The following is a 14,763-nucleotide window of genomic DNA, read 5'->3' as shown; positions in this document are numbered from 1 at the left end:
AATGAATGTTCAAAAATTTGATCTAGTTAACATTTTTTTTCTGGCAATTCCCCTACAATAACCATAGGAAAAATTTTTAAACTTTAATCAAGAGGTGAACTATGACTGACATTAAAAATGTAATTAAAGAACTTGAAGCCATTGGTATTCATGACGTAAAAGAAGTGGTTTATAACCCAAGCTATGAACAACTTTTTGAAGAAGAAACAAAACCAGGCTTAGAAGGCTTTGAAAAAGGTACACTTACCACAACTGGTGCGGTGGCTGTTGATACAGGGATCTTTACCGGTCGTTCACCGAAAGACAAATACATCGTTTTAGATGATACCACAAAAGATACTGTGTGGTGGACTTCTGATGTGGCGAAAAACGATAACAAACCAATGACTCAAGAAACTTGGTCAAGCTTGAAAGGCCTTGTGACTAAACAACTTTCTGGCAAACGTTTGTTCGTGGTTGATGGTTTCTGTGGCGCAAGTGAACAAGACCGTATCGCAGTGCGTATTGTGACTGAAGTAGCATGGCAAGCACACTTTGTGAAAAATATGTTCATTCGTCCGACAGAAGAACAATTAAAAACCTTTAAACCTGATTTCGTGGTAATGAATGGTTCTAAATGCACCAACCCGAACTGGAAAGAACAAGGTTTGAACTCTGAAAACTTCGTTGCATTCAACTTAACTGAGCGTATCCAATTAATCGGTGGTACTTGGTACGGTGGCGAAATGAAGAAAGGTATGTTCTCAATGATGAACTACTTCCTACCACTTAAAGGTGTAGGTGCAATGCACTGTTCTGCTAACGTAGGTAAAGATGGTGATGTAGCAATCTTCTTCGGTTTATCTGGTACAGGTAAAACCACCCTTTCCACCGATCCAAAACGTGAATTAATCGGTGACGATGAGCACGGTTGGGATGATGTAGGTATCTTCAACTTTGAAGGTGGTTGCTACGCGAAAACTATCCATCTTTCTGAAGAAAATGAGCCGGATATCTATCGCGCAATCCGTCGTGATGCGTTATTAGAAAACGTCGTGGTTCGTGCAGATGGTTCAGTTGATTTCGATGATGGTTCTAAAACTGAAAATACTCGTGTGTCTTACCCAATTTATCACATTGATAATATTGTTAAACCAGTCTCTCGTGCTGGTCACGCAACGAAAGTTATTTTCTTAACTGCGGACGCATTCGGTGTGTTACCTCCTGTGTCTAAATTGACACCAGAGCAAACCAAATACTACTTCTTATCTGGTTTTACTGCTAAATTAGCAGGTACAGAGCGTGGTATTACTGAGCCAACGCCAACTTTCTCAGCATGTTTCGGTGCAGCGTTCTTAACTCTCCACCCAACACAATATGCTCAAGTGTTAGTTAAACGTATGCAAGCTGCTGGTGCAGAAGCTTACTTAGTTAATACTGGTTGGAACGGTACAGGTAAACGTATCTCAATCAAAGATACTCGTGGTATTATCGATGCCATCTTAGATGGTTCTATCGAAAAAGCAGAAATGGGCGAGTTACCAATCTTTGATTTAGCGATTCCAAAAGCATTACCAGGTGTAGATCCTGCGATCTTAGACCCTCGTGATACTTATGCAGATAAAGCACAATGGGAAGCGAAAGCGAAAGACCTTGCTGGACGTTTCGTGAAAAACTTCGAAAAATATGCGACTAATGCAGAAGGTAAAGCGCTTATCGCAGCAGGTCCAAAAGCTTAATTAGAGAATATCGTATCTAATTAAACATTTCTAAAAATAACCGCACTTTGATTTACAAATCAAAGTGCGGTTTTTTTATATTAAGTTTTTGCGAGTTATTCTTTTGCTACGGTAAGAATAGACCAAATATAAGCCAATATGACCAGTACCGCAGAGACAGAAAACATGATGCTGACCACATCAACAAAAAAGAAACTTTCCAGAATCGGTTTAGTGAAGATGCGTTCCGCATATCTCGCGACAAAAGTGATGATATAAGCCCATAAAGCCCAGGTAACTAGATCTAGTACAAAGCTTTTGGCTTTAATCAGCAAGGGAAGGCTGCTACCTTTATTAATAACCATCAATTGTTGTAAAGTGGCGGTTGCCATTATTTAAACTCCTCTGTCAGGGCTTGTCCAGACAGCTAGCTTGGACTTGTTTCTAAAAATCGCTTTTGGAATCCCAATGAGTAACGTTACCGTATTGAGTAACCAATAAACGTAGGGATACCAAATGCAGGAAATTCCATATTGGATTAATCCTTTTTCATAACGTGAGTCAATGTATAAGCTTAAGAGGCACTGTAAGAAGAAGGAAAAAAACATGATCGAGATATTTGTTTCAAACAGTTCCATGTTTTGAATGCCTACACCTAAAACAATCTTGCGGTATATTGAAAGAGCAACGAGCGCAACTAATAGGGTTGCCCAAGTTGCGGTAACGAAATATTCTGCATACATTGGCCATAGGCGGCGGTTTTTCCAGCGCCAGACCTGTGGGAAATATTTGATGATGGTTTCGGCGCCACCTTGTGCCCAGCGTAAACGCTGTTTGTATAAACCATAAAGACGTTCAGGCATTAATACCCAACATAAAGCACGGGGTTCATACATGATGTTGTAACCGGCCGTTTGAATTTTCCAACTGACATCAATGTCTTCGGTGATCATATTGGTGCTCCAGCCACCAATTTCTTCCATTACATCTTTTCTAAATAGGCAGCATACTCCAGATACCGTGAAAATGGTTCCCATCAGGCTTTGAGCGCGTTTGATTAAACCGATAATGGAGCTAAATTCAGACACTTGTAAACGTCCCAAGATAGTACTGCGGTTACGTACGCGTGGGTTGCCAGTAACAGCACCATAAGCACGGTTTAATTCGAGGGATTGCACCATGTAGTCGATCGCATCGAAATCTAATACGGCATCACCATCAATACAGGCTACATATTCACCTTTAGCAACTAACAAACCATGATTTAATGCGCTGGCTTTACCTTGGTTTTCTTGGTGAAGCGCCACGATGTGCTCATCAGCTTTTGCCCAACGATCAATAATTTCACCCGTGTTATCTTTACTGCCATCATTGATAAAGATCAGCTCATAGTTTGGGTATCGAAGTTGAAGCAAGTAAGGAATAGCTTCATCTAAGTTGTCCCCTTCGTTGTAGCAAGGCACCATAATGCTGACCATTGGCACGCGTTCTTTGGGCATTTGTTGGAAAGTTGGTTGCCCAAGTTTTCCTTCCATAAAAAGGTAATAACACAAACTTGCCGTCACCCAATATATTGCCATTCCAGCAGGATACATGAATACGAAAATACTCACTGCTTCTAAGAATTGTTGGTTCATGATCAATCCTTATTTTTTTCCTGCATTCGTATTTACAGAAAAATACGGTTTCATTTTGTTCAGATCCGGCTGATTAGTTAAAAAGTTATCTGGATAGTAGCCATAGCTATAAATATGATTTTTTTGTAATAGCATCATCCAATCAATCAATTCGGATTCAGGAATTGGCTTTTGAGTTCGCCAATTCACCGCTTGGAATTCAAATAAGACTTTATCTAATGGTGCTTGGGCTTTCACATTTTCAATGAGAGAGGCAAACCATTGATAGGCTTCTTCTTGTGAAATCGGCTGCTCATTTTCCATGTATGGCATCGCCATAATGGCCGTCGTGTCGTAATTGTCAGTGAGCGTTTTTAAGTTTTGTGCCAACCATTCTTCTGCATTGGGATTGGTGATCACTGATGCATAAAGATTACGAGCCGTTTTAAGAGAATATGAACCACGCAAGAAATAAGGTTTTAACGCATCAGTGAGTTGATGGGTTAATTGGATTAAATCTTGTGTTTTTTGTTTTGCTTGTGGGCTAACTATGCCTTCAGCGTGATTGCCTTCTGCGCCTTCAAAATCGGTTAGGAACGCATCATCATGGAATAAAATGCCATTAAATTTGGCGTAGAATGACAAATCGTTATAAATGGATTTAATGATTTCAACATTCTGTTTGTTATAAGGTGAAAGGCGTAAATAAGCCTTTGTTGAAGGCTTGCCCGTGCGGCTATCAATGACATATTCTGCCTCTTTTACGCTTTTGCGTAAATCAAAGGCGAGTACAGGCATCCAGGCGTAGACTTTTACGCCTGCGCGTGTTTGTAATTGCCAAGCAATTCGGCCAAAAATATCATCTCGTACAGGAAGATATTTATTGGGGAAATACAAGGCATCGGCTACACCATCCCCATCAGGATCGGAGAAAGCTTGAAGATAAACTGTCGTCACACCATAGCGATAGATGCGGTCGATTAACTTATCAAGGTTTTTGGCTTGCTGAGCTTTATCCGCATCATAGACATAATCTAAATCAACATGCAGTACTCGTTGAATTTGTTTGCTTTCATCAATGCCATCAAGATAGTTTTTAACGGTATTTAGATCGGTTTCTGCATTAAGTAATAAGCGTCCAATATGTTTATCGCCAACTTTATTGATGATTTTTTCACCTAATGAGAAATAGTGTGGCATTCCTGCTTGTCGTGCAAGTTGCACAGCAACATCATTAAATTGTCCATAAGGCCACACCATTACACGTGGTTTCTTACCGATATGATTGACTAACGTTTGAACAGAACGAGCAAAATCAGATTTCAATCTGTTTTTGTAGGCATCTTCTGTTTCATATTTTCCATTTTTATATTCAGGCGCAATCACTGAGGGTAATTGGCCACCAGATGGGTTAGCATTAATACCGTTATGAAGATTATGAGTATGTGAGGCTACTTCAACGAGCCCACTTTGTTCCATTTCTTTGACTTGCGACCAAGTGGCAAAAACAGAACGATCTAGCATTTTATCGGCATAAGTGATTTTTTGATTTGCCGGTGTATCCAACCAGCCTGTCACTGGCGCAAAAACAGCAGGGTAGTGATAGGCCTTTAATAGAGGAAAGACCACGTTATACATGGTTTCATAGCCATCATCGAAGCTTAGCAATACCGCATTATCAGGTAATGTGCCTTTACCATTTTCAGCATCGATAACTTGCTGCCAACTGATCACGTTGTATCCGTTTTCTTTTAGCCAATTAAAATGTTTAATTAACATTTGGGCAGAAATCGTTTGAGGAAAATACTGTTTTTGATTTTCAGCCGCACTTTCATCTACCACAGAGTGATAAGCTAATACGCCATAACGATCTTGCGCAAAGGTAAAAGCCGAAAAAAGGGAAAGCGTGCAAATAATTATTCTTGCAAAATGTTTTAGAGATCTCATAAGGTTATACCGCTTAAATATTTAATAATAAATAGAAAAGTTTAAATTTCCAAAATTGTTGAATTCAGCACTGCCGTCGTAAATATTCTTTTTACGCCCGATTTCATAAGACACGCCAAATTTTTTACCAATACGCCATTGGTGTCCGTAACTAATCGACCACATTTTTTCTCGACTGAGTTCTGCCTGTTTATAGGCGCCCACACTGGCTTTCAAATGGTGATTTAAGACTAAGCCATAATTAAGTGGTTGGTAGTAACTTAAATCCGCACCGAATTCCAAGCTTGTCGCTTTTGATGGGTTGTAATATTCAGCAGAATCAATGGTTTTATTTTTGCTGTAATCGATTCTGAAATTGTTGGTTAGCGCCCAACGGTCATGTTTGAATGTATTGAGATTCAACCAGAAATTGGCTTCTTTTCTTAAGTTGCCATCATCAAATTTCATGACGCCACCACCTAGCCCAGCTTGGAAAATATCGGAATAGGAATACGTGGTAGAGAAACCAATATCTTTGGTATACACACCCTTATTGATGGCTTTAACTGGAGTGCCACTACCATTAATATTGGCGTCTAAATTAAATGACCAATGCTGGTTGAGGGTATAATTTGCCTCTGTAGAGAAATAGGCTTTATCATTAAGCTTAATGCCTTTCCCGCCTTCCATTTTCACTTGGAGTGGATAGAAATTGAGCTCTGTTCCCACGCCAATTCGACGCGAAATAAGACTTTCTTTGTTATAAGGGGAGCGAGTTTCTAAGTAATGAACGTAGAGATCGTGACCATTTGCTGTTTTCGGTGTGTAAATCGCATAATCTTGGCTACTTTCATTGCTATAACTTATTGGTGAGGTGCGATGCTGTAAGCTGACACTCCCTACAATTTTGCCAGAACGCGCTTGTTCATAATGCTTAATAAGGGATTGCGCTGACTGACGTTGTTCTTCATTCATTGCATCAATTGTTTTTGAAACTGTTGGTAAATCATTTTGACTTAAGGCAGTTTCAGCCAGGTTATTACGAGCTTCTTGCTGATCATTTTTACTCAAAAAATAACCGGCTTTTTCCGCCCATAATTTGGCATCATCATAATTGCCACGATTTCGCTCAAGTTCTGCTTTTTGCAACATCACCCATGGATCACCAGGCGTTTTGTTAAATAGACGATCATCAATAAGTTGCTGAGCTAATTTGCTGTTACCGCGCCATAACGCTAAACGAGCCAAACCAAAATAGCGAGAATCGTAGCCTGGATTCAGAATTTTTGATGTTCGGGTATAGTCATTGATATAAAGATTTGAATTCATACGCTCTAAATATTGTTGCGCCAATTCAAATTTGCCCGCATCGCTTGCGGTCAGAGAGAGTTTATGAAGTAAACCGTCGCTCACAGCGAGTTTATTGGTTAAGGTTTGTTGTTCAATTGCTTGGTAAATCGCTAATGCTTTGTGTGGTGAGCCTTTTGCTGCCCAATAATCCCCAAAGGCTTCTTCTAAATACGCAGGCACATTAGATTGAGCCTGTAATGTATTGAAGTCGTCTTTTATTTCATCAAATTTATTCAAGCGAACACCCATCACAAAACGATCTTGCAATGCTTGTTGATACAAGGGATGTTCAGGGTTAATTTTACTCAAAAGTGCGGTCAATTCTTCAAATGATTTTTCTTGCTGCGTAGGCGTTGTCGCATTTTTTGAGGAAGTAATCGTCTTACCATGCTCAAACCACATCATGTCTTTTTGATTGAATTGATCAGGATAGGCTTTTTGTAGTTTCTCTTGTAATGGTTGAAGGTTGTATTTTGATGCTAAACGATACAACTCTCTCATTAAGGTGATATTTTTCGGGTTTTGTTCTAACTGACGTTGCCAACGGCCAAGTTTAGCCATGTCGGGTTCGGTGAAATCAAGTAAATAACTTTCTGCATCAAGATAAGCATTATCTTGTCCAAAACGTTTTTTATAAACGTTCAGTGCATTTTTTGCCGCAGTGTAGTTTTTGGTTTCAGTAGAGGCTAATGCGCCACCAAGCCATCCATTTGGATTATCAGGGAATTGCTTTTGCAATTGGGAATAGAATGTAACGGCACGGTCGTATTGTTTTTCATTTCGAGCGGCTTTGCCTAAATTTTCCAGTTCATTTTGGGAAAATTGCGCTGGTGCGCAGCTTTCGCAAAGTGAAAGTGCTTTAGCGGATTGATTCGTCCTCAGATAGAGTGTCATTAAATCATCTCGCACTTTCACATCGTGCGTCCTCTTAAATAAGGCCTCAAGTTTTGGAATGGCTTGATTTAATTGGGCCTCTCCTTGACGAGAGAAAATGATGATATTTTCTCGTTCGGTATCAATAGAGGAATTTTGGGCATAGGCAACCTGTACTACTGAGGTACTGACACCTACTAATAGCACAGCCTTAAAGACATGGGATAGAGACTTCATATTAACTTCTTGTTTAATTATAATTATTTATTGTGGACTCCATATCTATGACAATGTAAAGACGTGTAAGTTTTGTAAAGTGGTCCGACCTTTAATTGAGCTATAAAAAGCATTATTTATGTATAACTATGTATAACAGCGGGGATTTTAGGTAAAAAAATAGGCGTTTTAGTAAAATAAAACGCCTATTTGATATTAGAGAAGTGATTGAAAGTTATTTCAAAATAAACATCGGTGTGTTACTGATAGGATCACGATGAATGATGACATCCAAATCAAACACATCCTTAAGTAACTCTTCGGTCATGACCTCATCAGGTGTGCCTTGTGCCATTAAGGCACCTTTTTTCATGACGATTAAGTAATCGCAATAGCGGCAGGCTTGGTTGAGATCATGCAACACCGTAATCACGGTTTTACCGTTTTGTTGCATTTGTCGCATCATGCCCATGAGTTCTGCTTGGCGGTTTAAATCCAGATAAGTGGTAGGCTCATCGAGTAGCACTAATTCGGCATCTTGCGCAAGAGTCATGGCTAAAAATACCCGTTGTTGCTGGCCACCGGATAAATCGGAAACTAACTGCTCGGCGAGTTCGGTAGTTTGTGTTTGCGCCATCGCCCAATTAACCAATTCTTCATCTTTTTGGCTGAGTTTGCCCCAGAGATTTAAGTAAGGCGAACGCCCGTAGGCGATCAATTCCCGCACTTTAATCCCTTCGGGTACCAGGTGTTGCTGCGGGAGAAAAGCCAATTCTTGGGCATATTCTTTAGGGCTTTTTTGCCAAATATCCTGACCTTTATGGGTGATTGAACCTTGCTTTGGCTTAAGCAAGCGAGCTACCGCTTTTAATGTGGTGGATTTACCGCAACCATTTGGGCCGATTAATGCAATCACTTTATTTCTCGGGAATTTTAGCGACAGATTTTTAACCACGAGTTTATCTTGATAACCTAAAGATAAATTATTGATTTCAATGCTCATTATTTAGTTCTCATCAATAAGTAGAAGAAATATGGCGCACCGATAATCGCGGTCAGAATACCCGCTGGTAGTTCAGTTGGTGGGTCAATCACCCGCGCCAAAATATCCGAAAGTTGTAATAAGAGGGCGCCAATAATCAAGGCTGCCGGTAATAGGGTGCGATGTCTGCCACCGACTAAACGACGGGCAAGATGCGGAGCAACCAAGCCTAAAAAGGCAATCGGACCACAAATTGCCACAGCTGTAGTGGAAAGAGCTACCGCTAACACTAAAACGCTAATTTGCACTTTATTTACGGTTACGCCCAGGGTGGAGGCTTTGTTTTCACCTAAACCAAGGGTATCGAGATCGCGACAGAAAATAAATGGTAAGGGCAGCAATACCACTAACCATGGCAATACCACATTCAAATAAGACCAGCTGCGCCCCCACAGGCTTCCTGTGAGCCATAACATAGCCGTGTTGATCTCGACCGGATTGGTAAGCATCAGATAATGACTAATGGCTGCCCATAATGCGGAAAGTGCGACCCCAATGATTGCCATTTTGATAGGGCGGAAGTTAAAACCGCACACGATCCATAAAATGACAAAAGAGAGCACGCCGCCTAAAAAGGCAAAAATTGGCATCCAGTAAAATGCTAAGTTTGGCAAGAACATCAATACCGAAACAGCAACCAACCCAGCCGCGTTGTTAATCCCTAAAATGTCGGGAGAGGCAAGTGGATTGCGCACCACGCTTTGCACTAACACACCAGAAATTGCTAAGGCTCCGCCTAATAAAATCGCTAACACTGCACGGGGGAGACGATATTCCATCAAGGTAAAATAGTTTTTATCATCAGGCTGAAAGGCCGCCCAAATTTCCTCAAAAGAAAGCGTATAAGTGCCAAGGCGAATACTCAATCCAAAGAGTAGTACCATCATACTGAGCGTGATGACATAAAAGCCGATAGCGCGAAAAGATACATGAGAGGTTCGCATTAGTGTCTTCCTCTGGCAAATAATACAAAGACTGGGGCACCGATTAAGGCAAGCACCGCACCAGCAGGCACTTCGCTAGGGAAGTTCACCGCACGGGCAATGGTATCTGCAGCGAGCATTAAAATTGCACCGAGTAACATCGCCATAGGGAGCGATTTTCGCAAGTCATAACCAATCCAATAGCGGGCAAGGTGGGGCACGAGTAAGCCAATAAAGGCCACGGGACCAGCAACACTTACGCTTGAACCCACAATTAATAATGCCATGATGTTAGCGTACCAACGTAAACGGAAGAGATTGATGCCTAGGGAACGAGCGGATTCATCGCTTAAATTGAGTAAATTCAAACGACTGGCAAAAAGCAAGCAGAAAAGTGCGGTCAAAATAAAGAACGGAAATAACGTCAATAATTCATTCCAACGAGCATGTGCAATGCCGCCAGCTAGCCAACTCATAATACCGAAGGCATGATCTTCCGCGATAATGAGCACCAATTTCGTAAGGGCTGCACAAAGTAGTGATACGGCAATCCCCGCTAAAATCACTCGGCTACGATCCCCACTGTTGTCTTTCCAACCATTGCTGATCAGCATCACAACAAACCAACTTATACCACCACCGATACTGGCCACTAAGGCAATGCTATAACCAGAAAGAATCAAGGGGCTAAACGCACTGGTGGTTACCATCGCAAGACTGGCTCCCGAGTTTACGCTGAGTAGCGTAGGCGAGGCTAGTGGATTACGCGTAATGGTTTGTAACAACGCCCCCGCCACCGCAAGATTGGCACCTAAAATCATGCCAACTAATGCGCGCGGTAGGCGTAAATCGGTTACCGTAATTTTGGCAATTTCATCGCCATCGGGGAGGAACGCTTGTAACGCTGCAAGCGGTCGAATTTCGATGGGATAATACAAAAACAGGCTTCCCCATAATAGGAAAGCCAGAATGATAAGGGGAAGTCCCCAACGGAAAGCAGACTTCATCATTATTTTTGCTTCACGAAATCTTCAATTTGTTTTGCCATAATTTTGCTTGCTTCTAAACCGCGACCACGCGCCCACATGTCGGAGTCAACACTGTAAACATGGTTCGCTTTGACCGCAGGAATGGCTTTCCAAAGTGGCTCAGCTTCCCATTTGCGCGCAATACTTTCATCACGATAATGGGCAATGAACAAGTATTCCGGTTTTTCCATTACTAATTGTTCAAGGTTGATTTCTACGAAAGCTTGATCGCTATTGAGTTTAGTTGGCGCAAAACCTAATGTCGTTAAGAAACTACCCACATAGCCATTGTCATTTTGGATATTAAATTTATCTTCTCGGGAAGTACCAAATGAGGCTTTTTTGCCTTGTACACCTAAATTTTTTGCGATGTTGGCAATGTAATCATTATGTTCATTGATCTTCGCTTTCATTTCAGCGCTTTTACCGACTAAATCACCAATTTTCTGCGCAGTTTCAAGATTTTCTTGGTAGCTTTCATGACGGGAATCAAACATCACCGTTGGCGCAATTTTTTTCAATTCTTCAAATACTGCAGTATGGCGAGATGGATCAGCAATAATTAAATCGGGTTTGAGAGAAGCAATCACTTCAAGACTCGGTTGAGAACGCGTGCCAACGGATTGCCATGCAGCAATTTTTTCGCGCACTTGCGGCAAAATACGATCGATTTTGTTGTCGTCAGCCACACCTACTGGGCTTACACCGACTTGGGCTAAAGCATCCACAAAAGAATATTCCAATACCACAACACGGCTTGGGGTTTTATCAAGGGTAAATTCACCTTTCGCATCTTTAACCGTCACGGCGCTAGCGAATGCGGATACCATTAATAATGCGGAAGCTAAAGTAGTTTTGAATAATTTTTTCATGTTGTGTCCTCAATAATAAAAAGCATTTGGATTATACACTCAAACAATGTTATTGAGAATAGTTATATTCTAGCTATTTGGTCGGATTTCTCTATTTTGCCCGCATTCTGGCAAGTAAACTGACGGCAATAATAATGACTAATGAACCAATCCAGAAATTTAGGCTTGGTACGTTATCCCAGAAGAACCAGTCACAGATGCTGGAGAAAATCACGCCAGTAAAAGCAAAAGGCGTGATGACATTGGCAGGGGCGTATTTAAAGGCGCGAGTGAGTAATAATTGGAAAATAAGACCAAATCCGCCCACTAAAAGCAGTAATGTGAATCCATGTAGTGTTGGTATTTCCCATTGAGTAATAAAAAAGAGTGGCAATAAAATCGAGCCTAATAAGTGGAAGTAAAACACGATATTTTTAGGTGAGTTGTGTTTATTGAGCTCTTGTAAGCTGATAAATGCCATGGCCGCCAATACTGCAGCACCTAACGCATAGCCTACATGGATAGGGTTGATATTCATTGAACCGTTGGTCAGCATAATGATGGATACACCGATAAACCCCATAAAACTGCAAGCTAATACTTTTAATGGCGTTCTGACTTTAAAGAAAAACAGCAATAAAGGCACAAAAAGTGCGGACGTATTCATCAATAAAATCGCAATAGAAATCGGCAAATATTTAATGGCGTAGAAGGTTAGCAACATACTGGCAATGCCGGCTAGATTACGCAAAATGAGAAACTTCCATTGCGACATATCGACTTTGAAATCTCCATCTTTAATTAAAAAGGGCAAGAGAAAAACAAAACCAATAAAGAAGCGGGAAAATAAAATTTCACTGGACGGTAATTCATCAGAGGCGTATTTTACAAATACACCCATTAAGGCAATGCTGATGTAAGCTAACACCATACAAACAACAGCTTTTTGATAATTATTGCGGAGATGTATGTTTGGCATAAAGGTTCCTTGCACAAAGTGCGGTAAAAAATTGCCTTATTTTGTAAGAAAATGGGCTTGTCTTCGTCTAATGAAATGCAAGCTGAAGATTTTTCTATAATAAGGAAAGAAAATGAAATATACAAAAACATTTCTCATATTGACCGCACTTTTTGGCGGTTTGCAAAGTAGTTTAACGTATGCTGATCACACAGAATCATCAAAGGAGCAAAAAATGACAATGGAAAGTAAACAAGAACAACAAATTATTTATCTTGCCGGTGGTTGTTTTTGGGGACTAGAAGCTTATATGGAAAGAATTCAAGGCGTGACTGATGCTGTTTCTGGTTATGCCAATGGAAAAGGTGATACCACTAACTACCAATTATTGCATGCGACAGATCATGCGGAAACGGTGAAAGTCACTTACGATCCAAATAAAATTTCGTTAGATAAATTACTGCAATATTATTTCCGCGTTATCGATCCAACCAGTATTAACAAGCAAGGCAATGATCGAGGCAGACAATATCGCACCGGCATTTATTATCAAAATGAGCAAGATAAAGCCGTTATTGAAGCGGCATTAAAAACCTTACAAAGTAAATATCAAGTGCCGATTCAAATTGAAGTAGAACCGCTGAAAAATTATGTGGAGGCGGAAGAGTATCATCAGGATTATCTCAAGAAAAACCCGAATGGTTATTGCCATATTGACATCAAAAAAGCCGATGAGCCATTAATTGATGATAAAAAATACCCAAAACCAAGTGATGCAGAATTAAAGCAAAAACTGACCGCACTTCAATATGATGTGACGCAAGGCAAACATACCGAACGCTCTTTTAGCAACGAATATTGGGATAATTTTGCGCCTGGAATTTATGTGGATATCACCACGGGAGAACCGTTATTTTCTTCCAAAGATAAGTTTGAATCCGGTTGTGGTTGGCCAAGTTTTACCAAACCGATTGCCGCTGAAGTGGCGGAGTATCAAAGAGATAATAGCTTTAATATGACTCGTATTGAGGTGTTAAGTCGTAGTGGCCATGCCCATTTAGGTCATGTATTTGATGATGGTCCACGCGATAAAGGCGGCTTGCGTTACTGCATCAACAGCGCATCGATTAAGTTTATTCCATTAGATGAAATGGAAAAACAAGGCTATGGCGATTTGATTCCCTTTGTGAAATAAGAGGAAAAAATGAAAAAAATATTGACCGCACTTTTATTGTTTTTGAGTCCATTGAGTTTTGCACAAGAGAAGGTGTCTTTGGCGGATATACCCTTGAAGACGTTGGATAATCAAACCGTCACCTTATCACAATATCAAGGCAAACCGCTTTATATCAAAATGTGGGCATCTTGGTGTCCAATTTGCTTAGCGGGCTTAGCGGAAATTGATGATCTTAGTGCAGAAAAGAATCTTGATTTTAATGTGATTACGATTGCCTCACCTGGACAAAAGAACGAACAAAATAGCCAAAAATTTATTAATTGGTATAAGGGGCTAGATTATAAAAATATCACCGTATTATTGGATGAAAAGGGTGAAATCATTAAACGAGCTAATGTATTAGGCTATCCGTTTAATTTACTCTTGGATAAGGATTTAAATCTTATCAAAGCACAACCTGGACATTTGAATTCAGATCAAATTAAACAATTTGTGAAGGAATAAAAAAGTGCGGTCATTTTGGACCGCACTTTTATTATTGGCTTGATTATGCAAATGCCTGTAATTCAGGGTTGATTGGGGTTTCAGCAATGTTGTTCACATAGTTACATAATGTGGCGAGGCTGACACCTAAAATGACATCAATGGCATTTTCTTGGGTATAACCCGCATCAAAGAACGCTTTAAGCTGCGCTTCCGTTAATTTTGCTTTTTGCAAAATAACAGCAAGGGTGAAACGCGCTAAAGTATCCAGTTTTTTATCACTTTCAATACGAGCTGTCGCACGAATTTGGTTTACAAGCTCTTCTTCAAGTTTTAACACTTTTAACGCGATCTTTGTGTGACCAGCTACACAGAAACCACAGCCATTGACTACAGCAGCAGTAATTTGCACTACTTCGCGTTCTGTTGCGGTTAAGCTGTTACGGCCATTAATACCGCCCACTGTACGATAAGTTTCAAGTGCAGTAGGGGCGTTCGCAAGAACACCAATTAAATTTGGAATAAAACCATTGGCATTTTGTACGGCTTTTAAGGCTTCTTGTGCTGCTTCAGGGGCTGATTCAATAGTGTGAATTTTAAATTGAGACATAAACTACTCCTAA

13 protein-coding genes are annotated in these 14,763 nt (G+C 40.4%); 3 read left to right on the top strand and 10 right to left on the bottom strand.

The genetic code is table 11. From position 1 onward, the window contains the following. Positions 1-101 precede the first annotated feature (101 nt). Positions 102-1,718 (top strand): phosphoenolpyruvate carboxykinase (ATP), encoded by a 1,617-nt coding sequence (gene pckA, locus HMPREF2732_RS09140; protein ID WP_049368104.1) that lies wholly within the window; start codon positions 102-104, stop codon positions 1,716-1,718. Between the two features lie 95 nt (positions 1,719-1,813). Here the strand turns inward: pckA and HMPREF2732_RS09135 are convergent, their stop codons facing one another. The 9 genes from HMPREF2732_RS09135 to HMPREF2732_RS09095 form a co-directional block, all read right to left on the bottom strand. Next, positions 1,814-2,089 carry an HmsD gene (locus HMPREF2732_RS09135; protein ID WP_065420546.1) on the bottom strand — a complete coding sequence of 92 codons (276 nt, stop codon included), beginning with the start codon at positions 2,087-2,089 and terminating at the stop codon, positions 1,814-1,816. A 3-nt stretch (positions 2,090-2,092) separates the two neighbouring features. Beyond that, positions 2,093-3,334 carry a poly-beta-1,6-N-acetyl-D-glucosamine synthase gene (gene pgaC, locus HMPREF2732_RS09130; protein ID WP_070592664.1) on the bottom strand — a complete coding sequence of 414 codons (1,242 nt, stop codon included), beginning with the start codon at positions 3,332-3,334 and terminating at the stop codon, positions 2,093-2,095. A 9-nt stretch (positions 3,335-3,343) separates the two neighbouring features. Continuing rightward, positions 3,344-5,260, bottom strand: a complete 1,917-nt coding sequence (gene pgaB, locus HMPREF2732_RS09125; protein WP_070592662.1) for a poly-beta-1,6-N-acetyl-D-glucosamine N-deacetylase PgaB — start codon at positions 5,258-5,260, stop codon at positions 3,344-3,346. 21 nt (positions 5,261-5,281) lie between these two features. Continuing rightward, positions 5,282-7,699 (bottom strand): poly-beta-1,6 N-acetyl-D-glucosamine export porin PgaA, encoded by a 2,418-nt coding sequence (gene pgaA / locus HMPREF2732_RS09120; RefSeq protein WP_070592659.1) that lies wholly within the window; start codon positions 7,697-7,699, stop codon positions 5,282-5,284. Between the two features lie 214 nt (positions 7,700-7,913). Next, on the bottom strand, positions 7,914-8,681 hold the full coding sequence (gene fecE / locus HMPREF2732_RS09115; RefSeq protein WP_049371815.1) for a Fe(3+) dicitrate ABC transporter ATP-binding protein FecE: 768 nt from the start codon (positions 8,679-8,681) through the stop codon (positions 7,914-7,916). Continuing rightward, complete coding sequence (fecD, locus tag HMPREF2732_RS09110) at positions 8,681-9,664, bottom strand: Fe(3+) dicitrate ABC transporter permease subunit FecD (protein WP_070592657.1); 984 nt, start codon at positions 9,662-9,664, stop codon at positions 8,681-8,683. Before fecD ends, fecE begins: the two co-directional genes overlap by 1 nt. After that, complete coding sequence (gene fecC, locus HMPREF2732_RS09105; protein ID WP_070592655.1) at positions 9,664-10,653, bottom strand: iron-dicitrate ABC transporter permease FecC; 990 nt, start codon at positions 10,651-10,653, stop codon at positions 9,664-9,666. The genes fecD and fecC overlap by 1 nt, the downstream gene beginning before the upstream one ends. Further along, complete coding sequence (locus tag HMPREF2732_RS09100) at positions 10,653-11,543, bottom strand: Fe(3+) dicitrate ABC transporter substrate-binding protein (protein ID WP_070592650.1); 891 nt, start codon at positions 11,541-11,543, stop codon at positions 10,653-10,655. Before HMPREF2732_RS09100 ends, fecC begins: the two co-directional genes overlap by 1 nt. A 91-nt stretch (positions 11,544-11,634) precedes the next feature. Beyond that, positions 11,635-12,501, bottom strand: a complete 867-nt coding sequence (locus tag HMPREF2732_RS09095; RefSeq protein WP_070592649.1) for a DMT family transporter — start codon at positions 12,499-12,501, stop codon at positions 11,635-11,637. A 112-nt stretch (positions 12,502-12,613) separates the two neighbouring features. Here HMPREF2732_RS09095 and msrAB point away from each other — a divergent pair, with 112 nt between their 5' ends. After that, complete coding sequence (gene msrAB / locus HMPREF2732_RS09090; RefSeq protein ID WP_070592645.1) at positions 12,614-13,675, top strand: bifunctional peptide-methionine (S)-S-oxide reductase MsrA/peptide-methionine (R)-S-oxide reductase MsrB; 1,062 nt, start codon at positions 12,614-12,616, stop codon at positions 13,673-13,675. Positions 13,676-13,684: 9 nt separating this feature from the next. Next, on the top strand, positions 13,685-14,161 hold the full coding sequence (locus tag HMPREF2732_RS09085; RefSeq protein WP_070592643.1) for a redoxin family protein: 477 nt from the start codon (positions 13,685-13,687) through the stop codon (positions 14,159-14,161). 43 nt (positions 14,162-14,204) lie between these two features. On the opposite strand, the gene HMPREF2732_RS09080 is transcribed toward HMPREF2732_RS09085, so the two are convergent. Then, positions 14,205-14,750, bottom strand: a complete 546-nt coding sequence (locus HMPREF2732_RS09080; RefSeq protein WP_005695174.1) for a carboxymuconolactone decarboxylase family protein — start codon at positions 14,748-14,750, stop codon at positions 14,205-14,207. Between the last annotated feature and the right edge of the window lie 13 nt (positions 14,751-14,763).

Origin of the sequence: Haemophilus sp. HMSC061E01, assembly GCF_001810345.1 — a bacterium.
Lineage (GTDB): Bacteria > Pseudomonadota > Gammaproteobacteria > Enterobacterales > Pasteurellaceae > Haemophilus_D.
Note: the sequence above shows the minus strand (reverse complement) of the source record. Positions and strands in the feature narration are given on the sequence as shown.